The sequence below is a fragment of the Psychrobacter celer genome, from assembly GCF_016107555.1.
GTDB lineage: Bacteria > Pseudomonadota > Gammaproteobacteria > Pseudomonadales > Moraxellaceae > Psychrobacter > Psychrobacter celer.
On record NZ_JABASU010000008.1, the window covers coordinates 80,611 to 105,496 of the forward strand.

The 24,886-nt window shown below is 49.0% G+C and carries 20 protein-coding genes and 1 riboswitch; of the genes, 13 read left to right on the forward strand and 7 right to left on the reverse strand.

What is annotated here, in order from left to right; all coding sequences use genetic code 11:
• Nucleotides 1-8: 8 nt before the first annotated feature.
• Both JFC05_RS05930 and JFC05_RS05935 read right to left on the reverse strand, forming a co-directional pair.
• Entirely contained in the window at nucleotides 9-899 is an 891-nt protein-coding gene (locus JFC05_RS05930) for an alpha/beta fold hydrolase (RefSeq protein WP_198336172.1), read from the reverse strand.
• 44 nt (nucleotides 900-943) lie between these two features.
• Entirely contained in the window at nucleotides 944-2,869 is a 1,926-nt protein-coding gene (locus JFC05_RS05935; RefSeq protein ID WP_198336173.1) for an ABC transporter ATP-binding protein, read from the reverse strand.
• Between the two features lie 302 nt (nucleotides 2,870-3,171).
• Here JFC05_RS05935 and JFC05_RS05940 point away from each other — a divergent pair, with 302 nt between their 5' ends.
• Together JFC05_RS05940 and JFC05_RS05945 are read left to right on the forward strand one after the other, a co-directional pair.
• On the forward strand, nucleotides 3,172-4,038 hold the full coding sequence (locus tag JFC05_RS05940) for an EamA/RhaT family transporter (protein ID WP_198336174.1): 867 nt from the start codon (nucleotides 3,172-3,174) through the stop codon (nucleotides 4,036-4,038).
• Between the two features lie 375 nt (nucleotides 4,039-4,413).
• Nucleotides 4,414-5,304 (forward strand): fructose bisphosphate aldolase, encoded by an 891-nt coding sequence (locus JFC05_RS05945; protein ID WP_198336175.1) that lies wholly within the window; start codon nucleotides 4,414-4,416, stop codon nucleotides 5,302-5,304.
• 102 nt (nucleotides 5,305-5,406) lie between these two features.
• Here the strand turns inward: JFC05_RS05945 and thiC are convergent, their stop codons facing one another.
• A complete protein-coding gene (thiC, locus tag JFC05_RS05950) occupies nucleotides 5,407-7,392 on the reverse strand; it encodes a phosphomethylpyrimidine synthase ThiC (protein ID WP_227697432.1) in 1,986 nt (661 codons plus the stop codon).
• Nucleotides 7,393-7,681: 289 nt separating this feature from the next.
• Nucleotides 7,682-7,798: riboswitch (TPP riboswitch) on the reverse strand.
• Between the two features lie 271 nt (nucleotides 7,799-8,069).
• Between thiC and pstS the strand changes: the two genes are divergently transcribed.
• The 5 genes from pstS (at nucleotide 8,070) to phoU (ending at nucleotide 13,409) form a co-directional block, all read left to right on the forward strand.
• A complete protein-coding gene (gene pstS, locus JFC05_RS05955; protein WP_198336176.1) occupies nucleotides 8,070-9,236 on the forward strand; it encodes a phosphate ABC transporter substrate-binding protein PstS in 1,167 nt (388 codons plus the stop codon).
• A gap of 209 nt (nucleotides 9,237-9,445) precedes the next feature.
• Nucleotides 9,446-10,399 carry a phosphate ABC transporter permease subunit PstC gene (gene pstC, locus JFC05_RS05960; RefSeq protein WP_192993400.1) on the forward strand — a complete coding sequence of 318 codons (954 nt, stop codon included), beginning with the start codon at nucleotides 9,446-9,448 and terminating at the stop codon, nucleotides 10,397-10,399.
• Between the two features lie 66 nt (nucleotides 10,400-10,465).
• The gene (gene pstA / locus JFC05_RS05965; protein WP_198336177.1) at nucleotides 10,466-11,368 is read left to right on the forward strand and encodes a phosphate ABC transporter permease PstA; all 903 of its coding nucleotides are present in this window, start codon (nucleotides 10,466-10,468) and stop codon (nucleotides 11,366-11,368) included.
• A 251-nt stretch (nucleotides 11,369-11,619) separates the two neighbouring features.
• A complete protein-coding gene (pstB, locus tag JFC05_RS05970; protein ID WP_227526468.1) occupies nucleotides 11,620-12,378 on the forward strand; it encodes a phosphate ABC transporter ATP-binding protein PstB in 759 nt (252 codons plus the stop codon).
• A 242-nt stretch (nucleotides 12,379-12,620) separates the two neighbouring features.
• Entirely contained in the window at nucleotides 12,621-13,409 is a 789-nt protein-coding gene (phoU, locus tag JFC05_RS05975) for a phosphate signaling complex protein PhoU (protein ID WP_198336179.1), read from the forward strand.
• A gap of 138 nt (nucleotides 13,410-13,547) precedes the next feature.
• On the opposite strand, the gene JFC05_RS05980 is transcribed toward phoU, so the two are convergent.
• Nucleotides 13,548-13,838 (reverse strand): oxidative damage protection protein, encoded by a 291-nt coding sequence (locus JFC05_RS05980; protein ID WP_075101388.1) that lies wholly within the window; start codon nucleotides 13,836-13,838, stop codon nucleotides 13,548-13,550.
• A gap of 306 nt (nucleotides 13,839-14,144) precedes the next feature.
• Nucleotides 14,145-15,518: an argininosuccinate lyase gene (gene argH / locus JFC05_RS05985; RefSeq protein ID WP_198336189.1), complete on the reverse strand. Its 1,374-nt coding sequence runs from the start codon at nucleotides 15,516-15,518 to the stop codon at nucleotides 14,145-14,147.
• A gap of 113 nt (nucleotides 15,519-15,631) precedes the next feature.
• Between argH and JFC05_RS05990 the strand changes: the two genes are divergently transcribed.
• From JFC05_RS05990 to JFC05_RS06015, 6 genes are all read left to right on the forward strand, one after another.
• Nucleotides 15,632-16,783 (forward strand): histidine kinase, encoded by a 1,152-nt coding sequence (locus JFC05_RS05990; protein ID WP_198336180.1) that lies wholly within the window; start codon nucleotides 15,632-15,634, stop codon nucleotides 16,781-16,783.
• A gap of 324 nt (nucleotides 16,784-17,107) precedes the next feature.
• Nucleotides 17,108-17,845 carry a LytR/AlgR family response regulator transcription factor gene (locus tag JFC05_RS05995; RefSeq protein WP_198336181.1) on the forward strand — a complete coding sequence of 246 codons (738 nt, stop codon included), beginning with the start codon at nucleotides 17,108-17,110 and terminating at the stop codon, nucleotides 17,843-17,845.
• A gap of 206 nt (nucleotides 17,846-18,051) precedes the next feature.
• The gene (hemC, locus tag JFC05_RS06000) at nucleotides 18,052-19,086 is read left to right on the forward strand and encodes a hydroxymethylbilane synthase (protein WP_198336182.1); all 1,035 of its coding nucleotides are present in this window, start codon (nucleotides 18,052-18,054) and stop codon (nucleotides 19,084-19,086) included.
• 90 nt (nucleotides 19,087-19,176) lie between these two features.
• Nucleotides 19,177-20,265: a uroporphyrinogen-III synthase gene (locus JFC05_RS06005; protein WP_198336183.1), complete on the forward strand. Its 1,089-nt coding sequence runs from the start codon at nucleotides 19,177-19,179 to the stop codon at nucleotides 20,263-20,265.
• Nucleotides 20,266-20,364: 99 nt separating this feature from the next.
• On the forward strand, nucleotides 20,365-21,312 hold the full coding sequence (locus JFC05_RS06010; protein ID WP_198336184.1) for a hypothetical protein: 948 nt from the start codon (nucleotides 20,365-20,367) through the stop codon (nucleotides 21,310-21,312).
• Nucleotides 21,313-21,378: 66 nt separating this feature from the next.
• Entirely contained in the window at nucleotides 21,379-21,861 is a 483-nt protein-coding gene (locus tag JFC05_RS06015) for an acyl-CoA thioesterase (RefSeq protein WP_198336185.1), read from the forward strand.
• A gap of 125 nt (nucleotides 21,862-21,986) precedes the next feature.
• Here the strand turns inward: JFC05_RS06015 and ribBA are convergent, their stop codons facing one another.
• Nucleotides 21,987-23,099 carry a bifunctional 3,4-dihydroxy-2-butanone-4-phosphate synthase/GTP cyclohydrolase II gene (ribBA, locus tag JFC05_RS06020; RefSeq protein ID WP_198336186.1) on the reverse strand — a complete coding sequence of 371 codons (1,113 nt, stop codon included), beginning with the start codon at nucleotides 23,097-23,099 and terminating at the stop codon, nucleotides 21,987-21,989.
• 306 nt (nucleotides 23,100-23,405) lie between these two features.
• Nucleotides 23,406-24,695 carry a replication-associated recombination protein A gene (locus tag JFC05_RS06025; RefSeq protein ID WP_192993866.1) on the reverse strand — a complete coding sequence of 430 codons (1,290 nt, stop codon included), beginning with the start codon at nucleotides 24,693-24,695 and terminating at the stop codon, nucleotides 23,406-23,408.
• Between the last annotated feature and the right edge of the window lie 191 nt (nucleotides 24,696-24,886).

A 24,886-nucleotide genomic window follows, 5' to 3' on the forward strand; every position in this document is an offset into this window, starting at 1 on the left:
TGCTCAGCTTAGTGACTGTTTTCATAATGCCCATTGATAATTTGTGCGCACAGTTTGGGCGCTTCCATTGGCAAAAGATGGCCGTAATCTGGTAAAGAGATGATACTGTCGGCAGGGACGAATTTTTGCCACTGCTTACGGACTTTATTGCTAATAAATAAGGTTGGCTTGCCCGTGATCAGTGTATAAGGGCAGCGAAGGTTTTTTAGAGCGGTGTCGATATGCGGCGCACCAAAATAGTTGGCAAGCTCTTGCTCTGGGGCAAACATCAGCGTGTGGCTACCATCGGCATTGACGCTCAAGCTTTGCTCAGCAAACACGTATAAATGCGCATCGCTGATGCGTTTGTAGGCTCGGTTGGCGCGTAGGGCTTGATAGTACGCATCAACGCTCGTCCAAATAGCGGGTTTGGTCAGTGTGCTTTTAAAAGGCTCTCGACTGAGCAAAAACCGCCGCGGCAATAAGTTATACAGTCGTGCTTGGTTTTTGGTAAAGGTGACCGGCTCTATCAGATACAACTGGGAGAATAAATCTGGACGTTTGGCGGCGGCCATGGCGGTGGCAGTGGCACCTTGCGAATGACCGATACCCACCACAGGCCGATCTTGGGTGCGCTCTAAAAACTCAATCAATAGCTCAGCGTCTTGCTCTCGAGTGAGGCGGCGTTTTTGCGGCTTATCGTACCAGTAGCCGCGTAGGGCAAGCGCACTGATATCAAACGTTGCTGCCAGCTCATGCAGCAGCGGCGTATAAGTACCGACCGTAAAGCTGTTGCCTCCATAAAAGTGCGCAGGCGCACGTTTGCTGTGCTCTGCTGCTACTGATGGGTTGAGACTGCCAAGGTCGTAGTAGCGTGCTTGTTTGCCGCTTAAATTGATACGATGGGTAAAGGCTTCCATAAACTGCCCACTTCCTTATGTTTTATTTTTATGATGATGGCGGTCTAGGGGGTGTCTTCGCCCAAAAAACCGCCGCTTTGACGCTGCCACAAGCGCGCATAGACGCCGCCTTGTGCCAACAGCTCGTCATGGCTACCTTGCTCGATGATTCGACCTTTTTCCATCACCACCAGCCTATCGAGCGCAGCGATGGTAGAGAGGCGATGGGCAATGGCAATCACGGTCTTGCCGGTCATGATATCGTTGAGGCTCTCGGTAATGGCAAACTCAATCTCAGAGTCAAGCGCGCTGGTGGCCTCATCTAATAACAAGATCGGCGCGTTTTTTAGCATAACACGAGAGATGGCGATGCGCTGACGTTGACCGCCGGAGAGTTTGACGCCGCGTTCACCCACTTGGGTATCAAGACCTGTATTGCCTTTATCGTCATATAAGTCTTTGATAAAGTCCCATGCTTGAGCTTGTTTGGCGGCATGGATAATCTCTTCGTCAGAGGCGCCGGGACGGCCATAAGCGATGTTTTCACGTATGGTACGATGCAGCAGTGAGGTGTCTTGGGTCACCATACCGATCTGCTGACGCAGAGAGTCTTGTGTGACATCATCGATCGCTTGACCATCGATATATATCTTGCCACGATCGACATCAAAAAAGCGCAGCAGCAAGTTGACCAACGTGGATTTGCCCGCTCCCGAGCGCCCAACCAAGCCGATTTTTTCTCCTGGTTTGATATCCAAATAAAAGTCATCAAGCAGCTTGACCGAGTTGTCTTGCGCCATGTCAGTGGTCGCTACCGACGGTTTAAACGTTTTATCGGTGGCGTGATAGTTATCTTGGTCTTCATTCTCATAGCTAAAGTCGACATGATCAAAGACGATATGCCCCTCGGTGACGCGTAGTTCAGCTGCGTCTGGCTTATCGACGATCGTCTGCGGCGCGGATAGCGTGCGCATGCCGTCTTGTACCGTGCCGATACTCTCAAAAAGGCTGGCGGTTTGCCACATGATCCAGCGCGTCAGACCATTGAGGCGTAGCGCCATCGCTGTCGCCGCGGCAATCGCCCCGACCCCGACCGCGCTTTGTTGCCATAGATACAGGCCAATTCCTGCGGTACTACTGACCAAAATCACACTGATAAGATGAGTGAAAATTTCTAAATAACTGACCCAGCGCATCTGCGCATGTACCGTTCCTAAAAACTGCCCCATGGCGTTTTTGGCATAACCAAGCTCACGGCGTGAGTGGCTAAACAGCTTGACAGTCATGATATTGGCATAGGCATCGGTGATGCGCCCCGTCATCAACGCGCGCGCATCTGCTTGTACGATGGCGGTTTGTTTGAGCTTTGGAATAAAATACCATATCGCCAGCGCCACCAACCCAAACCAGAGGATAAAGGGAATCAATAACAAGCTGTCTAAATTAAATAAAATAAGGCCACTGGTCACAAAATATACGGTGACATACATAAACATATCTGTGACGGTCATCACCGTATCACGCACCGCAAGCGCGGTCTGCATGACCTTGGCTGAGACACGTCCAGAAAACTCGTCTTGATAAAACTGCATGGACTGCCCAAGCATACGCTGATGAAAACGCCAGCGCATCTGCATGGGAAACACGCCTTGCAAGGTCTGAAAATGAATAAACGAGGATAAGGCAATCCAAAACGGGCTGACAATCATCACCGCCAGCATCAGCAGCAGCATATCGCCTTTTTCTAGCCATAAGTTCTGCGGCGTATAGACGCCAAGCCAATCGACGATATCGCCAATCCATGCAAACAGCATTGCTTCATAAATGCCGATGCCTGCTGACAACACCATAAACAGCAGCAGCCAGATGCGCAGCCCCTTTGTACAAGCCCACAAAAACTGCAGCATACCGTCACGAGGCGAGGGCAGCGGCATGGGGGTGGTGGGGAAGGCCGGTAAGCGGTTTTCAAAAAAGCGAAATAGAGCATTCATAGGCAGTGATAAAACATCAATAGCAGTACGCCAAAACAAACGATGACGGTCGTTATTTTGAATCTTTACTTTGTGATTGGGAGTGCTGGCTATTTTAGCAAAATTTCATGTCAGACCTGCAGGCTAATTGTAATTGCGTGCATATAAATGCCATGAGTATCAGCACAACAAAACACCAAAAAGCCATTGTTATATTGGAAATATTTTGTTACATTCAGTGGTTTTATATTGTTTGCCATGGTTTTGTGTATTGCTGACGTGCGGTGTTGCTCTGACATGAATCAAGGATAGAGGTAAGGGTTATGATGTATTTGGTGATAGCAGTACTGTGCAGTGTGGCCGTCTCGGTACTGCTCAAAATCCTGCGGCAAAAAAATATCGATATTCGCCAGACCATCGTCGCAGGTTATCCCGTGGCTTTTTTGCTGACATGGTTTTTATTAACGCCAGATGTCAGCAGCATAAGCACGCTTGGCAACGCTTGGGGCATCATTCTGGCGCTTGGGATACTGCTGCCGACGGTTTTTATTATCTTGGGCCGTGCGATTGCATCGGTCGGCATGGTCGCAACCGATGCCGCCCAGCGCTTGTCGCTGATTATTCCCATTATCGCCGCTTTTTTATTATTTGGTGAGGTGCTGACGGGCACGCGAGTGCTTGGTCTGGTCTTAGGGTTTTTGGCGTTGGGGGCTTTGGTTTACCGGCCCAAACATACCGATGGAGGCGAGCACGCTAGTATGAGCCCGCCCGCCGCGCGTACCCCGCTATGGCTATTTGGCGTATGGGCAGGCTATGGTATCGTCGATATCTTATTTAAACAAGTCGCCAAACAAGGCACAGCCTTTCCACTGACGCTGTTTGTCAGCTTTGGCGTTGCAGGATTGTTATTGCTGATTTATTTGCTTGTGACACGCGTGCGTTGGCAGGGTAATGCCTTGGCAGCAGGGCTATTACTGGGCGCTCTAAACATGGGCAATATCTATGCGTATGTGCGCGCCCACCAAGTATTGTCCGACTCTCCTAGTATTGTCTTTACTGGGATGAACGTCGGGGTCATCGCCGTCGCGACGCTCATCGGCGTGGCTGTGTTTAAAGAGCGGCTCGGTCGTATCAATGTGCTAGGCTTGCTGCTGGCGATTGGCTGTGTGGCGGTACTGTTTTTGGCATAAGAGTTTGACGTAAGGCTTTGATGTACGTGGTTTGGCATAATATTCTTATACCTATAGTCGACGCACTCTAAAAGAGCATAGCGCTACTGGGATGCTATTTTTAAATGTAGGTTGCGCAGCCTCTGAGAACGCCGCACGTCAGTAAAATTTATATCAGTAGCGTGTTTAAATTTATATAACCGTTTTATTTTCAACTGACTATTTCAACTGGCTATTTTCAACTGATATATCATAAAAATTGGCGGCGCTGTCACGCATCCTATATAGGCAGATAAAGCATCCTATGGTAAGGTTGTCTACAAATAGCAAGGCTCATATAGATTGAGTCGATTGGTGATGTTTGGTTTTAATCAATAGAAATAGGATACTTTTTCAATGGAATACCAAAAACAACGACAGCGTATAAAGGATGGTTCAGGGTTTATCGCCGCGCTTGATCAAAGCGGCGGTAGCACACCAAAAGCCCTAGAAAACTACGGCATCAGCAGCGATGCTTATGACAATGATGACGCGATGTTTGATCTGGTGCACGAGATGCGCGCGCGTATCATGACCTGCGACTGCTTTGATAATGAGCGCGTGCTGGGGGCGATTTTATTTGAAGACACCATGGAGCGCGAGGTCAATGGCAAGCCAACGGCAAACTATCTGTGGGAAGATAAAAACATCGTGCCGTTTTTGAAGGTCGATAAGGGTTTGGCCGAGCAAATGAGCGGCGTACAAGTCATGCGCCCGATGCCAGACTTGGACGCGCTACTGGATAAAGCCAAAAACTATCCCGTGTTTGGTACCAAGATGCGCTCAGTCATTTATGAGCCAAGTGTCGATGGTATCGAGCTTGTCGTCCAGCAGCAGTTTGATGTGGCTAAGCAAATCCTCTCCAAAGGCTTTATGCCAATCGTTGAGCCTGAGGTTAATATCGATAGCGCCCAAAAGCATGAGTGTGAAGTGATACTCAAAGCGGATATTTTGCGTAACCTTGAGCGTCTAAATGACGACCATCAAGTGATGCTCAAACTAACCTTGCCCACCGACGGCGGATTCTATCAAGAGCTGATCGATCATCCAAAAGTACTCAAAGTCGTGGCATTATCTGGCGGTTATAGTCGTCGTGAGGCCTGCGAAAAGCTTAAGCAAAACCCCGGTATGATTGCCAGCTTCTCACGCGCGTTTACCGAAGGGTTGAGCAAACAACAAAGCGATAAAGAGTTTGCTGATACCATGAACGCCTCAATTGAAGAGATTTATCAGGCGTCAAATGTGTAAACGGCTCTTTGGCTAAGAAAAAAAAGCTCGCTTCTACAGGCATAAGAAGCGAGCTTTTTGCTATATAAAGTAATTAAATATACAGCAGTCAAATCAGCGGATTTATACCTCTTTATACAGCTGTCGACCCTCGCTATGATATTTTTCAGTCATCTCTTTCATACCTTGCTCAATCTCAGCGGTGCTCATAGTCTCTGTGCCTAAGCTTTCTGACGCGTCCAAACCCTTGGCGTACTCACGGACGTTTTGGGTGATTTTCATCGAGCAAAATTTCGGCCCACACATCGAGCAAAAGTGTGCCGATTTGTGCGCGTCTTTTGGCAGCGTCTCATCATGGTATTCGCGGGCGGTATCAGGATCGAGCGCCAGATTAAACTGATCGTCCCAGCGGAACTCAAAGCGCGCCTTAGACAAGGCATTATCGCGAGCTTGCGCGCCTGGGTGGCCCTTAGCCAGATCAGCGGCATGCGCGGCGATTTTATAGGTGATGATACCGTCTTTCACATCCTTTTTATTCGGCAGTCCTAAGTGCTCTTTTGGTGTCACATAACAGAGCATGGCTGTGCCAAACCAGCCAATCATCGCCGCGCCTATGGCACTGGTGATATGGTCATAACCGGGTGCGATATCGGTGGTCAGCGGCCCTAAGGTATAAAACGGCGCGTCGCTGCAAGTCTCTAGCTGTAAGTCCATATTTTCTTTGATGCGGTTCATCGCCACATGTCCGGGGCCTTCGATCATCACCTGTACATCGTGCTGCCATGCGATTTTCGTTAGCTCACCAAGCGTGCGCAGCTCACCGAACTGAGCTTCGTCATTGGCATCTTGCAAGCAGCCAGGACGCAGACCATCACCTAAGCTAAAGGCCACATCGTACTGCTTCATAATCTCGCAAATCTCTTCAAAATGGGTGTATAAAAAGCTCTCTGTATGATGGGCAAGGCACCACTGCGCCATGATAGAGCCGCCGCGAGAGACAATACCTGTGAGTCGATTGGCCGTCAGTGGCACATAGCGCAGCAGCACGCCTGCATGGATGGTGAAGTAATCAACGCCTTGTTCGGCTTGCTCGATAAGTGTATCGCGGAATATCTCCCACGTTAGGTCTTCGGCGATGCCGTCGACTTTTTCTAATGCTTGATAAATTGGTACCGTACCGATGGGCACAGGCGAGTTACGAATCAGCCATTCACGGGTCTCGTGGATATGATTGCCTGTCGACAAATCCATGATGGTATCCGCGCCCCATCGTGTTGCCCATGTCATCTTCGACACTTCTTCATCGATAGACGAGCCAAGTGCTGAATTACCGATATTGGCGTTAATCTTTACCAAAAAATTACGCCCGATAATCATCGGCTCAGATTCAGGGTGATTGATATTATTTGGGATGATGGCGCGACCGGCCGCGACCTCGCTACGCACAAACTCAGGGGTGATGATTTTTGGCGTATTGGCACCAAAGCTCTCACCGTCATGTTGGCGCATATCTGTCAGTTCATGCTGCTTTTGCGTCTCACGAATGGCGATATATTCCATCTCAGGGGTGATGATACCGCGGCGCGCATAGTGCATCTGGGTGACATTGCCTGCTTTACCATTGACTTTTTTGGCGCGGCGCGGCTTATCGATATGGGAAAACCGTAGATTGGCTGTGGTGATATCACGCGCACGCGCTTGCCCGTATGAGCTGGACAAACCGCTTAGCTGCTCTGTATCACCGCGCTCGGCTATCCAGCCCTCACGCAGTTTGGGCAAGCCGCGGGTTAGGTCAATTTGGGCATCAGGGTCGGTATAGACGCCTGAGGTGTCGTAGACATAAAACGGCGGGTTTTGCTCCCAGTCGGACTCATCCACGCCCTGAATAGGCGTGGGATCTAGCGTGATCTTGCGCATCGGCACTTGAATATCAGGTCTTGAGCCTTGGATATAGACTTTTTGCGAGGCGGGGAGAATGCGGTGTAGGTCGCGCGCTTCTTCTTCAAAGCGCGTGTCTTTGGCGCTACGGTGCGCAGGGGTTTTTAGCGCGTCGGTTTTTTTGTCAGAAGCGTTTTTCTGGGTCTTTGGAGGTAGGGTTGAGGTTGTCATATGCTGTCCTAGCGTGTTGGTTTTTGAATAAAAACAACACCGCCAGAAGCTGCGGGGGTAGCACTTATCATCTAGGCAATTTTTACTGCGTCGTCGTCACTGGCTGTCAAATCTATCATCGCGAAAACCTGCCTTCGCGGAGGATGTCATCAACCTGTAAGCGACGCTTGGTATCTCTCATCATTATTTGGCACTACTTAACCCTATAAAGCTTAGCACCACCAAGCGGGCATTTAGGCCAACAGTCATGAGGATAACAAGGCATTTCTGCCCGTCTTTGCCATACATAATAAAGTGCTGAAGACTTCCCTGCGTCGGTACTAACCGCATCAGGTTCGGCGGGTGATCTCTCAGCGAATGTACAAAGGCAGTCAGCCATTCGTACACCGCACCCCGAGTCTGTCAGTGTTGTAAATCAGTCTCATACTAACAAACTTCTGCCATGAGGGCTACTGGTGTTTGACCATCGGTATGTCAGTCAACGTGCGCACGAGGCCATGAGTCATGACACGCAGGCTAATAGCGTTAGCCTCAAGCGCCGCCAGATTTGACCCTATTTGTCACGCAGATAAAAGAGTTGGGCGGTTGTCATCAAACTGTCATAAAAACTTGTCAAGATGTCACACATATCACCAATCATGCTTTGTTCAATCGTTGTTAAACTTTAGGAGTCCTACATGCGTTATTCGTTATTGGCAGTCGCCGTTAGTTGTACCTTAGTACTCACCGCTTGTAATAAATCCACCGACACCGCAGAGTCAGCGGCGCAGAGTGACACCAGCGCGGCGACAGTGGCCGAAACCACCAGCACAGCGACATCTTCTCCAGCAAGCGATTTTAAATCAGCTGAAAACATCGCCATGAACATCACTGGTGCTGGCGCGTCGTTCCCGCAGCCTATCTATGCCAAATGGTCATCTGACTATAATGCCGCGACTGGCGGTCAGGTCAACTATCAGTCTATCGGCTCCTCAGGTGGCATCAAACAAATCCAAGCAAAAACCGTTGACTTTGGTGCCTCTGATGCCCCGATGACCCCTGAAGAGCTGGATGCGGCAGGACTTATTCAGTTTCCAACCGTCATCGGCGGCGTGGTACCGATTGTCAATATCGATGGTGTCGGACCAGGTGAGCTAAAGCTGGACGGCGCAACTCTAGCCGATATCTATCTGGGTAAGATTAGTAAATGGAATGACCCTGCTATCACCGCCATGAACCCAGATTTGACTCTGCCAGATGCTGCCATTACCACCGTGTTTCGCTCAGATGGCTCAGGCACGACCTTTAACTTTACCGATTATTTGGCGAAGGTTTCAACTGACTGGAAAGACAGCGTGGGTGTCGATAAAACCATCAAATGGCCAACCTCTGCCACAGGGGCAGGCGGCAAAGGCAACGAGGGCGTATCAAGCTACGTCAACCGCATGAAAAACGCTATCGGCTACGTCGAGTATGCTTACGCCAAGCAAAACAACATGGCGCACGCTGCCCTCAAAAACGCGGCGGGTAATTTCGTGCAGCCATCTGCTGAGACCTTTGCTGCGGCAGGTGACATCGATTGGTCACAGCAAGCAGGCTTTTATAAAGTCATCACCAACTCTGAGACCGAGCAAGCGTGGCCCATCGCCGCTGCCACCTTTATCTTGGTACACAAGCAGCCAGAAAACCCGAAGCAAGTGGCTGGCGTGCTGAACTTCTTTGATTGGGCGTATGCTCAAGGTGATGATAGTGCCATGGCGCTTGATTATGTGCCTTTCTCTGATACCGCAGTGGCACTGTTTAAAGACAAGTGGAATGAGGTCAAAGGTAGCGATGGTCAACCCGTCTACACCCCAGCTCAGTAGTTTTTATACATATGTATAGAAGAACTTGTAAGCCCCTTTGAGACACCTATTCTCCGGTGGTTGTCTCAAAGGTTTTATCACAACAAATTTAAAAATAGCGTCATTAATGACCGTTAATAGCGCCCTTTATTAAGATTTAGTTTGTTGTGATAAGACCTGGTGAGTCTTTTAAAGATTTTGATTTAATATTATTTAATGCTGAGACACTTATGAATGATTTAAGGTCGCAACTGGCAAAACAAAAACGTTACGATGCATTATTTGTCAATGCCACTAAGGCATTTGCTATTCTCGTGCTGCTATCATTGGGCGGTATTTTGCTCTCTTTGATCATTGGCGCTTGGCCAAGTATTCAAGCATTTGGTCTTGGGTTTTATACCAGTAATAACTGGGATACGGTCGCCAATGAGTACGGTGCACTAGCGCCTATTTATGGCACGCTGGTGACGTCGTTTATCGCTATTTTAATCGCCGTGCCAGTCAGCTTTGGCATTGCGATTTTTTTGACCGAGATGTGTCCGACCTTCTTAAAAAAGCCCCTCGGCATCGCCATTGAGCTGCTGGCAGGTATTCCCTCTATCATCTACGGTATGTGGGGACTGTTTGTCTTTGCGCCGTTTTTTGGCGACCACATTCAGCCGTGGTTTATCGAGCATATTGGCCCATTGCCTATCATCGGCAAGCTATTTACCGGTGCGCCAATGGGATTGGGCATGTTTACCGCCTCCTTGGTGCTTGCCATTATGATTATTCCTTTTATTGCCGCTACCATGCGCGATGTTTTCTCTGTCGTGCCAGACCTGCTTAAAGAGTCAGCTTACGGCATGGGCGCGACCACTTGGGAAGTGATGTTTAAAATTATCTTGCCCTATACCAAAGCAGGCGTGGTCGGCGGGGTTATCTTGGGGCTGGGTCGGGCACTGGGTGAGACCATGGCCGTGACCTTTCTTATTGGTAACGCCTTTAATATCAGTCCAAGTCTGTTTACCTCTGGCGTCACCATTACCTCAGCGCTGGCCAATGAGTTTGCCGAAGCCTCTAGTGAGCTACATCTGGCCTCGCTGCTGCACCTTGGCCTCATACTATTTATCATCACCTTTATTGTGCTGTCGCTGGCTAAGCTCATGCTGATGCGTATGGATCAAAAAGCAGGCAACCGCTAATGATTCGATTGGTTTGATAGATTTTGATGATTATTGGTACTGATGAAAATATGGGAAATGAGTTTTATGCCTACTAATGCGATGCACTCAGCGTTACCTGCGCCGACTGGCTTTGATAGCCGCTACGACAAGCGTCTTTATAACAAACGGCGCTGGGCCAATAAGCTGGGTTTGGGTTTTGCCATATCGGCGATGGTATTTGGCTTGATTTGGCTGTTTTGGATACTGGTGACGCTGTTTGTCGAAGGCTTTCAGGGCATGGTGCAAATGCCTATCTTTACTGCCGACACGCCGCCGCCGATGAGCGAAGGCGGCCTACGCAACGCCATTGTCGGCTCGGTGATGTTGGCGTTTTCGGGATTATTTATCGGCGCGCCCATTGGCCTGATGACAGGGATTTATTTGTCTGAGTTTGCGCAAGGCAGCCTGCTTGGCAAGGTGACGCGTTTTTTAAATGACATTTTGCTCTCTGCCCCCTCGATTGTCATTGGTCTGTTTATTTATGCTTTGATGGTTAAAGGTCAAAGCTTCTCTGGGTGGGCGGGCGCACTAGCATTGGCACTGATTGTGGTGCCAGTGGTGGTACGCACGACAGAAAACATGCTCAATTTGGTGCCCAATAGCATTCGTGAAGCGGCCTATGCACTGGGCACGCCGAAGTGGAAGATGGTCACGCAAGTGACGATTAAGGCGGCTCGAGCGGGGCTGACCACTGGTGTGCTGTTGGCCTTTGCCAGAATCACTGGTGAGACCGCGCCCTTGCTATTTACAGCATTGAATAATCAATACTTTAGTACCGATATGGGCGAGCCGATTGCCAACTTGCCGAACACTATTTATCAGTTTGCCATGAGTCCTTATGATAATTGGCATACACTTGCATGGGCCGCTGCATTGCTGATTACTGCTTCGGTATTGGTACTAAATGTATTGGCAAGGTTTATCGGTGGTCGCAGCTCCAGCAAATAGTAGCCAGAGTAGATAACGCCTACCACCAAATCACCTTATATATAGCAGTTACTTAAATTTATATTCATCAAGCTAGGTTGGATAATATTATGAATGACGTCATCAGCAAAACGCGTAGCACAGCAGATAGCAACAACTTTGATACGAGCACAGCCAGCTTATTAAACAGACCGATGGCGACGACCACGCAACTGTCGCAGCCAGATGCGGCAAACTTAACTAAGCAAACACAGCATGATATTCCCAAAAACATGCCAGCAGCGAAGATGCAAATTCGTGATTTAAGCTTTTATTACGGAGATTTTCAGGCACTTAAAAACATCAATATCGACATTCCTGATAAAAAAGTGACTGCTTTTATCGGGCCATCCGGCTGCGGCAAATCGACCCTGCTACGTACCTTTAACCGTATGTATGATTTATATCCTGGCATGCGTGCAGAAGGCAGTATCAACCTCGATGGCAAAAACATCTTGGGCAAAGACATCGATGTCAACCTGCTACGTGCGCAGGTTGGTATGGTATTTCAAAAGCCGACGCCGTTTCCGATGTCTATCTATGACAATGTCGCCTTTGGTGTGCGTCTTTATGAAAGACTAAGCAAAGCTGAGCTAGACCATCGGGTGGAATGGGCGCTAAAAAAATCGGCACTATGGCCGGAGGTAAAAGACAAGCTCAAAGCCTCAGGTTTGTCGCTATCAGGCGGGCAGCAGCAGCGTCTGTGCATCGCTCGTAGTGTCGCTACCAAGCCTGAAGTGCTACTGCTCGATGAGCCAACTTCGGCGCTTGACCCAATCTCGACAGGCGCCATCGAGGATTTGATTGAAGACTTAAAAAAAGACTATACCATCGCCATTGTCACTCACAACATGCAGCAGGCGGCGCGAGTGTCAGACTACACGGTCTATATGTATCTGGGCGATATGGTTGAGATGGGCGAGACCGATCAGATATTTACCACGCCTACGCAAAAAGCCACGGAAGACTACATTACGGGTCGTTATGGCTAACGCTGTACAGATTAAAACTATCGTTAATTTTTAATAACAACAATATAGTGAGTTCCGTATAAAAACGATACAGTGGGACTGGGATAAATTTTACGCAGCCTCTGTCGGCGCAGGCACAGCACGCAAGGAAAATTTATACCAGTTCCACGTTGACATATGATGTATCTGTTTTATTTAAAATCGACTATACAGCTATGCTAGCAGCACGCCATTAATATACAGATATTCAGGGAATACCTCTTATGCAAAGTGACAAGCATATCTCCAAAAGTTTTGATCAAGATTTGGATGAAGCCATTCGTCTGTTTTTGGTGATGGGCGACCATGCAGCCAGCCAAGTTGCCAAAGCCATTCACGCACTTATTGACAAGGATGACACACTGGCGCAAGAAGTCATCGAGATGGATTTTGATATCAATCGGCAGGAAGTCGAGCTGGATGAGCATATCTTGTTATTGGTCGCCAAGCGCCAGCCTGCGGCCGGTGACTTGCGTTTGGTGATGTCCATCAGTAAAGGCGTGGTGGATCTGGAGCGCATCGGTGATGAAGCGGTCAAAATCGCCAAAATGGCCAATAAGCTCGCCGCCCAAGGCAAATCAGCGTATGGCTATGCCGAAGTGCAGCATCTGAGCAATCAAGTACGTCTGATGCTGCACAATGCGCTAGAGGCTTTTAGTCAATCCAATGCTGAGCAGGCGTTTGAGGTGATGCGCAATGATGATGTGGTCAATGAAGAGTATCAATCAGCGATGCGTGCCTTGATGACTTATATCATGGAAGACGCGCGCCACGTCTCCAAGGTCATTAATATCGTGTGGGTGTTGCGCGCGCTCGAGCGGATTGGTGATCATGCGCAAAACATCGCCGAGCTGGTCATCAACTATATCAGCGGCCAAGATGTACGCCACTCAGACTATGCACTGGTCGAAAAAGCGGTGCAAGAAGCCAATGATCGGATGGCGGCACGTCACGATGGCGCAATGTCAGCGAACATGTCAACCACGGACGTTGGATTGCCAGATACGGACTAAAGGTGATAAGAGGATTTATAAAAATCCTACCTTGTGTGCGACTAAGTGTGCACTAAAAAATAAAAAAACGCGCTATTTAAAGATAGCGCGTTCTAATATTTAACATACTGGTATAAGTATAAAAGTGATGCCGAATTTTTATTTTTCTGGTGTCCAGCCCTGCGCGCGCTCATAGTCTTCGTTGTCCAAAAACTTCTCACGCTGCTCAGTTAAAAACTTTTTGGCCTCAGGGTCCATCATGCTTAGATGGTTTTCGTTGATTAGCATGGTTTGCTGCTCTAGCCACTCTTTCCACGCTTTGTCAGAGACTGTTTCTTGTAGCTCTTTGCCTTTTTGATTGGGGAAGGGTGGATGCGGCATTTTTGGCAGCTCTTGCTTGTATTTGCGGCAAAACACGGTATTGGCTTGCGGGTTAAAAGTCTCAGTCATTAGAGGCTCCTTATAAACTATGAATATCACCCTATGATAACGATCTGAGTAAATTTAGCAAAGGCTATCGGGTGTATAGACGGTAACAGCCAAGCGGTTTGATGAAAGTTTTGGCGATGTGAGGACAAAAAAACACCCGCGCTAAGACGTAAGTGCTAGGCGCGGGTGTTGTATAGTGAGTTCAGGATAAAAACGATACAGCGGGACTGGGGTGAGTTTTACGCAGCATCTGTCCGAACAGGCACAGCCCATAAGGAAAGTTTATACCCGTTCTGCGTCGGAATATCATGTCTCTGTTTATGCAAATTATGCAAAAGCTTTTAAGCGCGCGCGTCCATTAACCACCGCTTGCTTGACCTGATTGGGCGCGGTACCACCCAGATGATCACGGGCGGCGAGTGAGCCCTCTAGCGTTAGGTAATCAAAGACGTCATCGCCGATCGCGTCGCTAAATTGCTGAAGCTGCGCCAATGACAAGTCACTTAAATCAACGCCTTCTTTGATGCCTAAAGCCACAGCGTTGCCGACCACTTCATGGGCATCACGGAATGCCACGCCTTGACGTACTAGGTAATCTGCCAAATCAGTCGCTGTCGCATAGCCCTTCATGGTCGCTTGACGCATACTGTCTTTATTTGGTGTGATGTTTGGTAGCATATCAGCGAATGCCAGTAGCGAACCTGTCAAGGTATCGACGCAGTCAAATAACGGCTCTTTGTCTTCTTGATTGTCTTTATTATACGCAAGCGGTTGACTTTTCATCAGGCTTAACAATGTCATTAATTGACCAAAGACCCGCGCCGCTTTACCGCGTACCAGCTCTGGCACGTCAGGGTTTTTCTTTTGCGGCATGATCGACGAGCCAGTACAGAAGCGATCGGGTATCTGTACAAAGTTAAACTGCGCCGACATCCATAGGATAATCTCTTCGCTCATGCGTGACATATGCATCATAAGGATAGAGGCTGCTGAGGTAAACTCAATGGCAAAATCTCGATCTGAGACCGCATCGAGTGAGTTTTGGCAAATGCCATCAAACCCTAGCAGTCTGGCAGTGATGGTACGGTCAATCGGAAAGGTCGTACCAGCAAGCGCAGCACTACCAAGTGGCATCTGATTGATACGGCGACGGGCGTCGACGAGGCGCTCGGTATCGCGATAGAGCATCTCAAACCATGCCATCACGTGATGGCCAAAGCTGACAGGCTGCGCGGTTTGTAGATGCGTAAAGCCTGGCATGATGGTGTCCGTATGCTGCTCGGCCAAATCCAGCAAGCCGTTTTGTAAACGCACCAACAGCGCGATGATATTGTCGGTTTCTTCGCGTAGCCACAGGCGGATATCGGTGGCCACCTGATCGTTACGGCTACGGCCAGTGTGTAACTTTTTGCCCACCGCGCCGACGATATCAGTCAGACGTGACTCGACGTTCATGTGTACGTCTTCTAGGGTAATAGACCAATTAAACTCACCTGCTTTGATCTCAGCTAATACCTGCTGTAGACCATCGATGATGGTCGCCACTTCATCAGCGGTCAAAATCCCGCATTCTTTGAGCATGGTCGCATGAGCGATAGAGCCTTGGATATCATGTCGAGCAAAGCGTTGATCAAAGCCGACCGAAGCGGTGAAAGCGGCCACAAAGCTGTCCGTCGCTTCACTAAATCGTCCGCCCCACATCTGCTGGCCTGGCGCGCTGGCAGGACTGTTTTGCGCCGCGTTATTTGTCGTAGAGTCATCTGTGCTAGAATCAGAGACTGACACGTTTTTATTTAATTCAGGATTACTAGGGTTTGAAGAGTTGGCGTTCATATCGATACAAGACAAGTCAAGAGAATAAGAACTCAAGTATAGCAAATGATGAGGTTGCCTTACTAGCGGAGCGCTTAGAGTTTTTTATCCCCAAGCTCATGGAAGTCATGAAGCCTTGGCAGTGGCTGATTTATATCTTTTTTTGGTCGCTGTTTGTCACGGTGATCGACCGCCATGATCTAGCTACTTGGTCTGACTTTATAATCAAGCTTGGCAGCCGAGTGATACAAAACACCTTAAGCATCATCCCTTCTTTATATATCATCGATTATCTGCGCCCTGTTTTTAAGAGCATGAGCATACCCAAGGTCAGTATGTATGTGCTCGCCATCCTTATGCTGGCCTCTGCTGTCTCTATGGTATTGGTCTTGCTGGTCATGATAAACATGGGCTGGCACGAATACAGCCTACAAAACTTCGTGTTAGAAGTGGTTTTTGACTTAATCCTTACAGGCGGTTTTACCTTGGTGTTTTTATTGTACTTTTTGCGCCGTTATCATGAGATGAATGCCCTTAATCAATCATTTGAGCACAAAATAAACGCCCAAAACGACTTAATCAAAGCCCGTATCACACCGCATTTTTTCTTTAATACCATCAACACACTGGTGTCGCTGATGGAGTCCAATCCAGCGCGCGCCTCCCAGTTGCTACAGCATGTCTCAGCGCTGTTTCGCGCCAGCTTTAGTGGCGCGCGTGAGATCAGCTTTGAAGAAGAGATCGCTTTGTGTGAGCACTATTTGGCCATCGAGTCTAGCCGGCTATCTGACAAGCTTGATGTCACTTGGCAGCTGCCAGATGAAGACATCATGTATGACATGGTCATCACCGCCTTGACGCTGCAAAGTGTGTTAGAAAAAATGCTCCTTAACGTGGTGGAGATGACCACAGAGACGATTTTTATTCATATCAAAGTCACTTGGTATGAGCACCGCGTCAACATCACCATCAGCGTCCAGCTCCCCAAAAAAAACTTGATGATCAATCATGACTTGCGCCAGCACATGAATTTTTATATCCAAGCAGAGCGTCTGCGCTCGTACTTTGGCCAAAGCGCCGATATCAGAAGCAAGGTGACCAACAGCCAAATCATTACCTTGATTGATTATCCGCTACAAGACGTCGGGATATAGCGGTCTGTCATCTAGCTATCTGTAAGCTAGCGATTATCAATAGATACCTATTACTAATACAAACTTTTGTTTAATATGATTAATATAAAGTATGGCACAGTTATTGCAGCGTACTGTTTATAATCGGCACGATAATCGTCAATATCTAATATGTATTTGACCGATAAATAAGCGCTGTCGCTGCCTAAATTAAATGTTCAGAATACCTGCAATAATCAAACATTTTTTTATGCTAAGTCCTTGGGCGTTAGTGTTATTATTGATAATAGGTTGATGAATTATTTCATTAAATCGTATTAAGTATGTCCTAAAACAGGAGTTTGCATGCGGATCGTAGTCTGCGATGATGAGCCATTGGCGCGTGAGCGTTTGGCCAGAATTGTACAAGAGTCAGGCCATCAGGTGGTGGCACAAGCCAAGACAGGGGCAGAAGCCATTGTCGCTGTCAAAACCCAGCAGCCAGATATCATATTATTAGACATTCGTATGCCTGAGATGGATGGGGTGCGCTGTGCGCAAGCGCTGAACGAGCTTGAGCATCCGCCAGCCATTATCTTTGTCACCGCCTACGATCACTATGCCATTGCTGCTCTCAAGGCCAATGCCATCGGCTACTTGCTCAAACCTGCCAATAAAGACGAGCTGCTGGAGGCGCTAAACAAAGCCAAAAATCTAAATGCCGCCCAGCTCAACGAAATCCGTAAGCTTGAGGACCCGACAGCGCGGCCAATACGTGAGCATATCGCCGCTCGTACCCATCGCGGTGTCGAATTGATTAAACTCACAGACATCTACTACTTTACTGCCGATCAAAAATACGTCAAAGTCCGTCACAAGGATGGTATCGTATTGATTGATGAGACACTAAAAGAGCTTGAGCAAGAGTTTGAAGACCGGTTGTTCCGCGTCCATCGCAATGCCATTATCAATCTGAGCTTTTTGGACTACTTAGAAACCTTGGATGCCGGCCAATATCAAGTGCGCTTTAAAGGCATCGATGAGACATTGGCGGTGAGTCGTCGCCACCTGCCAGCGTTACGTGATAAAATCCAAAGCATGTAAAGCGCTATCTGTAACTGACTGTTTTTATAGAGAAATAATCATCCCATATCATCAAACCCTTATTTATGCTTAAATAGGGGTATTTTTTTGCGTTAGCGTTTACTATCAACGAGTGATAGCGCCCATTTTTGTGGCAAATCGACCGTATCGTTTCATTCAGAGATGATTCGCACTGATATTGTATATCAAACTTATTGAGGCCTTTTATGAGCAATCTGCAGCAACCTGCTTTGACTACCTTGAACATCGCCACGCGCCAAAGCCCATTAGCCTTGTGGCAAGCTGAGCATATCCGCGATCGTCTGTTGGCGCTATATCCTGAGATGACGATTAATTTGCTAAAAATCGTCACTAAGGGTGACAAAATTTTGGACACGCCACTGGCAAAAATTGGCGGCAAGGGTTTGTTTGTCAAAGAGCTTGAGCAAGCGCTTTATAATAAAGACGCAGATATCGCCGTGCATTCGCTAAAAGATGTGCCCATGCAGCTGCCTGAAGGCTTGACGTTGGGGGTGTACTGCAAGCGTGCCGCCCCAACCGATGCGTTTGTGTCCAATACATACAATAGTATCGATGCGTTGCCGCAAGGCGCTATCGTTGGCACCTCAAGCTTGCGCCGTCAGTGTCAAATCAAGGCTTATCGCCCAGATCTACAAATCAAAACCCTGCGCGGTAACGTTGGTACCCGTTTGAGCAAATTGGACGCAGGCGAGTATGACGCGATTATTTTGGCCACCAGTGGTTTGCAGCGTATTAAGCTGGACGAGCGTATTCGCGGTGAGCTGGATATAGATGCTTGTCTGCCCGCGGTTGGGCAAGGGGCGTTGGCGATTGAGTGCCGCGAGGGCGATGATGCAGTATTGCAGCTATTGGCACCGCTAAATGATAATAAAGCGCGTATTCGCCTGATTGCTGAGCGTGCCCTCAACCGTCATTTAGAAGGTGGCTGTCAGGTACCGATCGCAGCCTATGCGGTCTTGCAAATGGCAGACGAGACCGAGGGTGACCGTGCGGAAAATACCGAAAATGGCAACAATGACGACGGCAACATATTGTGGCTGCGCGGGCGCGTGGGGCAGGCCGATGGTAGCGAGCTGCTAAAAGCAGAAAAACGCATTACCTTAACTGGTAACCAAGACGAGCAAGAAGCTCAGGCCAATCAGCTGGGTATCGATGTGGCTGATATGTTACTTGCAGATGGTGCAGGCGCTATTTTATCAGCGATTTATGATACCAAATAATACGCAGATACCGCTGTCTGAGCTGCAAGCCAGTAATTAAGATGGGTTTGCGACTTGTTTATTTCTTTTGATTTTTGTCATGGTACGTCTATGTCATCTACCTCATCTCATTCAAAACCTACCGCTCGGCATAAGAGTGCGGCCTCATCAGCGCCTACGCGTGTGGTCATCAATACCAGACCGGTAGAGCGTGCCGCTCCGTTGACGCAGTATTTACAAGCTGCGGGTCTAAGCGTGGTAGAGATTCCGATGCTAACGCTACAGCCGCGTCCTATCACAAATGCGGAGATGGCGCTGATGCGTCAGTGGTTTGCAGGCGACTATCAGGCACTGGTCATCGTCAGTCCTACGGCGGCAGCAGCGGGACTAGCGGTTTGGCAAGCGCTTGCCCGCGAGCACCATGGCCAGCACTCTGAGAGGAATGGTGACAAGCAAAAAAATGCAAGCCAAAACAATGAAAGCCAAAAAACCACCGAGCGGCAAAACCTCAGCGCCCCCAGTCACTTAATTGCGGTAGGAGAGGCGACAGCTGCGGTCTTAAATGAGGCAAAAATCAAGGCGGCAAGCTATCACGTGCTGCAGCCGCGCGTGGCCAACAACGAAGGCATGCTTGCGATGCCAGAGATCGACAGCTTGCAAGCAGGGGACAAGCTATTGGTATGGCGCGGTCTTGGTGGCCGCCGTTTATTGGTCAACACGTTACAAGCGCGCGGTGTCCATATCGATAGCATCGCTTGGTACGAGCGTATCATGCCTCACGAGGCCTATAGGCAATACAATCAGTGGTTACAGCAGTTTTCTACGGCCGCTTCTGTGCCTAGCCCCCTATCATCAGAAGCAGTACCAGCAGCGCCAAGCACCGCTCAGCATCCACAGCCTATATCCAAACAGTCAAAACCGATCGTTATCATTAGTAGTGCCACCGCCTTTGAGCATTGGCGGCAAGTGGTCAGTCAAGGTAAGCGACAAGCAAATGATGAGACGAGTGCTGAGGATACTGTAAAGCAGCCATTGGCAGACAGTACAAGTGCTGATGGATTGCCCAAGCTCAAGCTGTCGGACTTTGCTTATGTGGTGCTGGGTGAGCGCTTGGCCAATATGGTTGCCGATGAGCAGTTGAGCTACTGGCGGGTGGAGGATTTGGCACCAGCCACCATACTGGCTGCGATCAGTGCTTGATACGCCTAGAATATGGCTGTTTTGTCATCAGGATGCGTCTTCCTGTTTTATACGGCTTGCGACAACCATGACCCAATCTACCAGTAACGGTGCTGTACTATGTCTATGAACCCTGAGACTTCACCCAAGGACCTCTCTGCTATCCAGCAGCGCCGGCAAGCAAATATGCTACTCATACGCTTACAATGGCTGACGATTTTATTGCTTATCGCCGCCTTACTCTGGTTATATATCAGCCAGCAGCGTTTTGAGCAGAGTGTTCACGAGCGTCTGCAAAGTAACGAGCAAGTTGTCAGCCGTTTAAACGAGATGGATGATCGCTTGTTTGCCATGAGTCAGCAGACGCTACCTGAGCCGCGCGTGGCAGCCAGTAGCCAAGCGCAAAATCAGCTGGATTTACTGCGTATTCAAATAAAAGCGGTGGATAGGCTGCTGGTGGATAACAACGATAGCGCGGCGATTGATTTGCTGCGAGGGCTACACTGGCAGCTGTCGCAAAGCAGTAATGAGATTGCCCCTGCGCTGACGGTAGTGATTAAGCAAAGCCTGCTAAAAGACATTGAGCGTCTACAAGCGCAAAGCTCGCAGCCAAGCCCGTGGCAGATGCATAACTTGGCCATGCAAAATATCCAAACCTTTTTGCATCGCCATGAGCGTCACGATCATAAAGAGGGTAGCAAGGACAATAAAACCCCAGCTGCAAACACAGCTAAAGACAAGGAGTCACTGACCCGTAGGCAGCTGACCATCCACGAGACTATTATGACGCTGAATTTGGCCATGCAAGCCAGCAATATGCGCGACCGTGAGCAGCTCATCAGTTATCTGTCGCAGGCACGCAAACAGCTCATAACCCTCACACCAAGCGCTGATGAGCGGCAGAAACAGGCCAACCTGCAAGCGTCAGATCAAACGGCCAATATCACGATGATGCAAGCCCCCAACGACGTGGCAGAGGTGATCAATTGGCTAGATCAATTGATTGTCGAAGCACCCAAGCCCACGGCGCTATTGACCACGCAAGTCTTAGCCAAATCGCAGCGCTAGTCGTTGGTGCTCGATGATAAGACACACCCAAATAATAAAAAATAGGATGATAAAAAAGGATACTTTATGAACCGCTCCCTACCAGCCGATTTACCGACAGTCAATGAGCCCCTAGCGACTGAGCTGGCTTACTATCCCGTCATCCATCATCAGCCGATTCACTGGGGCGAGATGGACGCCTTTAACCATCTAAATAACGTGGTGTTTTATCGTTATGCTGAGTCAGCGCGTATTGCTTATCTGCAGGCATTAGGCATGTTTGATGGCAGCATGGTGACGGTATTGGCACAGTCAAGCTGTCAGTATTTGCGTCCTGTGGTCTACCCTGATACTTTGTTATTAGGAGTGCGCTGCCAGCGTTTGGGCCGTACCAGTATCGTGATGGAGTATAGTTACTATAGTACGGCGCAAAGTCTGGTAGTGGCGACGGCTGAGGCGGTGGTGGTGCGCTTGGACAGCGCTGGCAAGGACAAATTGCCGTGGAGCAGCGCCGAGCGCGCGCGCCTATTGGCATTAGAAGCGACCGTTGGTCATATGCCTGAGGTCTGAGCCTCAACTTTTATAGATGTTACTCGCACATAAAAAAACACGCTCAGTTTATAAGCGTGCTTTTTTTATGATTGATAAGGCCACTTAATCACTATCGAATAGTGCTTAAATAATGATCACAGCGCCTAGCCTTGCTTGGGTGCATGCACAAAATCTACTACGTTTAGATCAAAGCCTGATAGTGCATAAAACTTCATGGGTGATGACAATAAACGCATATCACGCACGCCTAAATGACGCAAAATCTGTGCGCCAACCCCGATGCTACGATACGGCTGCTGGGTGATGGTTGATTGCGATTGATTGTCCGCCGCTTTATCCAGCGCATCGCCTAGATCAACGGGCTGATTGCTACCAATCCAAACCAGCACGCCGCGCTCTGAGGCGCTGATTTCTTCCAACGCTGACTGTACGCTCCATCCGCTACGACCTGTCATATCGTTTTTGGCGGCAAACAAGTCACGCAGCGGATGGAAGCCATGGACACGAACAGTACTGACGCCTTCGCTGACATCGCCCTTGACCAAGGCCAAATGTGTCTCTTCAGCGCCAAACTCACGGAAGCGGTGCAAGGTAAAAGTCCCATGCTCGGTCTCAAAAGGACGCGTCTCTACTTCTTCTACCGTTTGCTCGTTGGCGATACGGTAATTGATCAGATCAGCGATTGTACCCATCTTGATGCCGTGCTCTTTGGCAAAGATTTCAAGATCGTCACGACGTGCCATCGTGCCATCAGCGTTGATGACCTCGACGATGACCGCTGCAGGCTCCAGTCCCGCTAGGCGAGCCAAGTCGCAGCCTGCTTCGGTGTGGCCGGCACGGTGCAGGACGCCGCCGTTTTGTGCCATGATAGGGAAGATATGGCCAGGTTGTACGATGTCTTCGGGTTTGGCTGATGCAGAGACCGCTGCCTGAATAGTGCGCGCGCGGTCAGCCGCTGAGATACCTGTGCTGACGCCTTCAGCCGCTTCGATAGACACCGTAAAGTTGGTGCTAAACTTTGCTTCGTTGCGATCAGACATTAACGGTAGTGCTAGCTGTTGGCAGCGCGCTTGCGATAGGGTCAGACACACTAGGCCGCGAGCATGGGTGATCATAAAGTTGATGTCTTCAGGGCGCACATGGGTGGCGGCCATGATGATATCGCCTTCGTTTTCGCGGTCTTCATCATCCATTAAGATGACCATTTTTCCAGCACGGATGTCTTCGATAATCTCAGGAATGGTATTTAAACTCATAGTAAGTCTCGATATTTTATTATGTGTAGATAGGTGTGAGGTAACATATATAGCATGATCTGCCTATAGTAACAGCCGCTGACGCCATAGGCTGTTGCGATTAGGAAACGTGCCGCTGGCTACATTTATTCGATGATGGGCACGACCCGGCTATAGGTACGGACGCTAGGCACGATTGCCTCATTGCTTATATATCATTATGAGGACATTTTAACGCTTTTCATCCTATCGTGCTGCCCCATCTCCAAACTATATGCCGAAGTCTGTCAAAAACAGCGTTCAGTATTACTAATAAACGGGCAGGTTTTAAAAGTTACTGGCAGATTGGGATTTTAGCCAGTCCATAAACTGCTTGCTGTGCTGCTCTCGCTGATTATCAGAAAAATAATAAAAGCGCGTACCCAGCAGCGTATCTGGCAGATAATGCTGCGGATAATAATGATTTGGGTAGTCGTGTGGATAGGCGTAGCCCTGCCCGTAGCCTTGATTTCGCATCAATTTGGTCACGCCATTGCGCAGATGTAGCGGTACGGGAGAGGCGTCTTTTTCTGCCAAGGCCATCGCCGCATTTATCGCTTTATAAGTGCTGTTGCTTTTGGCACTGGTCGCCAGATACACCACCACTTGCCCTAATATAATGCGCGCCTCTGGCATACCGATGGACTGCACGCTACGTAGGGCGGCATCAGCGAGGAGTAGGGCATTGGGGTTGGCATTGCCGATATCTTCGCTCGCCAAGATGACCAAACGCCGCGCGATAAAATCAGCTGGCTCTCCGCCCACCAGCATCCGCGCCATCCAGTAGAGCGCCGCATCAGGGTCGGAGCCGCGCACGGACTTTATCATGGCAGAGACAATATCGTAATGCTGCTCGCCGTCTTTGTCATAGCGTACCAGCGCCGTTTGTGCAACGCGAGCGACCAGCGCATCATCGATGATCAGCGGCGATTGTCTGGTATCCGCCGTTTGTATGGCCAGCTCTAGTAGATTAAGCGCCTTTCTGGCATCGCCGTGTGCCAGTTGGCTAATAGTGTCTTGTGCCTGCAAATCCACGACCAAGTCTTTGAAAATGCTATCTTCTGAGATAGCACGCTGCAACACGGCGGCGATTTGCTCGGGTGTCAGTGGCTCCAAGCGATAAACCTGACAACGCGATAGCAAAGCATTGTTGACGCTAAATGAGGGGTTTTCGGTGGTTGCCCCAATCAAGGTAATATCCCCAGACTCGACGGCGCCAAGTAAGGCATCTTGCTGCGCTTTGTTAAAGCGGTGTATCTCATCGATAAACACCACCGGCGACTCAAAGCTCAACGAGTCCTTAACCTCCAGCACTTCGCGTAACTGCTTGACCCCCGTATTGAGTGCCGACAACGCATGAAACGGCCGACCCACGGCATCAGCCAATAGCATAGCAATGGTGGTTTTGCCGATGCCTGCCTCACCGTGCAAGATAATGGAGGGCAGATGGCCTTGCTCGACCAAGCGTCGTAGCGGTGCCCCAGCTGCCAGCAGATGCTCTTGACCGATGATAGCATCGAGCGTCGCTGGGCGCATGCGCTGGGCAAGCGGGGTATCGGCATGAAAGTTTGGCGGCATAACACTCTCTATCGTTAATCAATGGGGCGGCAAAAGGATAGTCAATATAAAAGCACAGGCGCAGTATCAAATTAAAATGTATCAACTATCTATCATAGGATATCAATTACGCGTAGGACTATCCTAGCACTCCTTACCGTTCCAAAAATCTTACTCAAACCTAGCCAATATTGACTATTAGATAGGTTTGA

Bases quoted from the DNA above. Each gene is read 5' to 3' on its own strand.
- JFC05_RS05980 (WP_075101388.1), bottom strand. From the start codon at position 13,838: ATGACTGAGACTTTTAACCCGCAAGCCAATACCGTGTTTTGCCGCAAA.
- hemC (WP_198336182.1), top strand. From the start codon at position 18,052: ATGAGCAATCTGCAGCAACCTGCTTTGACTACCTTGAACATCGCCACG.
- JFC05_RS05935 (WP_198336173.1), bottom strand. From the start codon at position 2,869: ATGAATGCTCTATTTCGCTTTTTTGAAAACCGCTTACCGGCCTTCCCC.
- JFC05_RS06025 (WP_192993866.1), bottom strand. From the start codon at position 24,695: ATGCCGCCAAACTTTCATGCCGATACCCCGCTTGCCCAGCGCATGCGC.
- JFC05_RS05945 (WP_198336175.1), top strand. From the start codon at position 4,414: ATGGAATACCAAAAACAACGACAGCGTATAAAGGATGGTTCAGGGTTT.
- JFC05_RS06015 (WP_198336185.1), top strand. From the start codon at position 21,379: ATGAACCGCTCCCTACCAGCCGATTTACCGACAGTCAATGAGCCCCTA.
- ribBA (WP_198336186.1), bottom strand. From the start codon at position 23,099: ATGAGTTTAAATACCATTCCTGAGATTATCGAAGACATCCGTGCTGGA.
- JFC05_RS06010 (WP_198336184.1), top strand. From the start codon at position 20,365: ATGTCTATGAACCCTGAGACTTCACCCAAGGACCTCTCTGCTATCCAG.
- pstA (WP_198336177.1), top strand. From the start codon at position 10,466: ATGCCTACTAATGCGATGCACTCAGCGTTACCTGCGCCGACTGGCTTT.
- thiC (WP_227697432.1), bottom strand. From the start codon at position 7,392: ATGACAACCTCAACCCTACCTCCAAAGACCCAGAAAAACGCTTCTGAC.
- argH (WP_198336189.1), bottom strand. From the start codon at position 15,518: ATGTGGGGCGGACGATTTAGTGAAGCGACGGACAGCTTTGTGGCCGCT.
- JFC05_RS05995 (WP_198336181.1), top strand. From the start codon at position 17,108: ATGCGGATCGTAGTCTGCGATGATGAGCCATTGGCGCGTGAGCGTTTG.
- JFC05_RS06005 (WP_198336183.1), top strand. From the start codon at position 19,177: ATGTCATCTACCTCATCTCATTCAAAACCTACCGCTCGGCATAAGAGT.
- JFC05_RS05930 (WP_198336172.1), bottom strand. From the start codon at position 899: ATGGAAGCCTTTACCCATCGTATCAATTTAAGCGGCAAACAAGCACGC.
- pstC (WP_192993400.1), top strand. From the start codon at position 9,446: ATGAATGATTTAAGGTCGCAACTGGCAAAACAAAAACGTTACGATGCA.
- JFC05_RS05940 (WP_198336174.1), top strand. From the start codon at position 3,172: ATGATGTATTTGGTGATAGCAGTACTGTGCAGTGTGGCCGTCTCGGTA.
- phoU (WP_198336179.1), top strand. From the start codon at position 12,621: ATGCAAAGTGACAAGCATATCTCCAAAAGTTTTGATCAAGATTTGGAT.
- pstB (WP_227526468.1), top strand. From the start codon at position 11,620: ATGCCAGCAGCGAAGATGCAAATTCGTGATTTAAGCTTTTATTACGGA.
- pstS (WP_198336176.1), top strand. From the start codon at position 8,070: ATGCGTTATTCGTTATTGGCAGTCGCCGTTAGTTGTACCTTAGTACTC.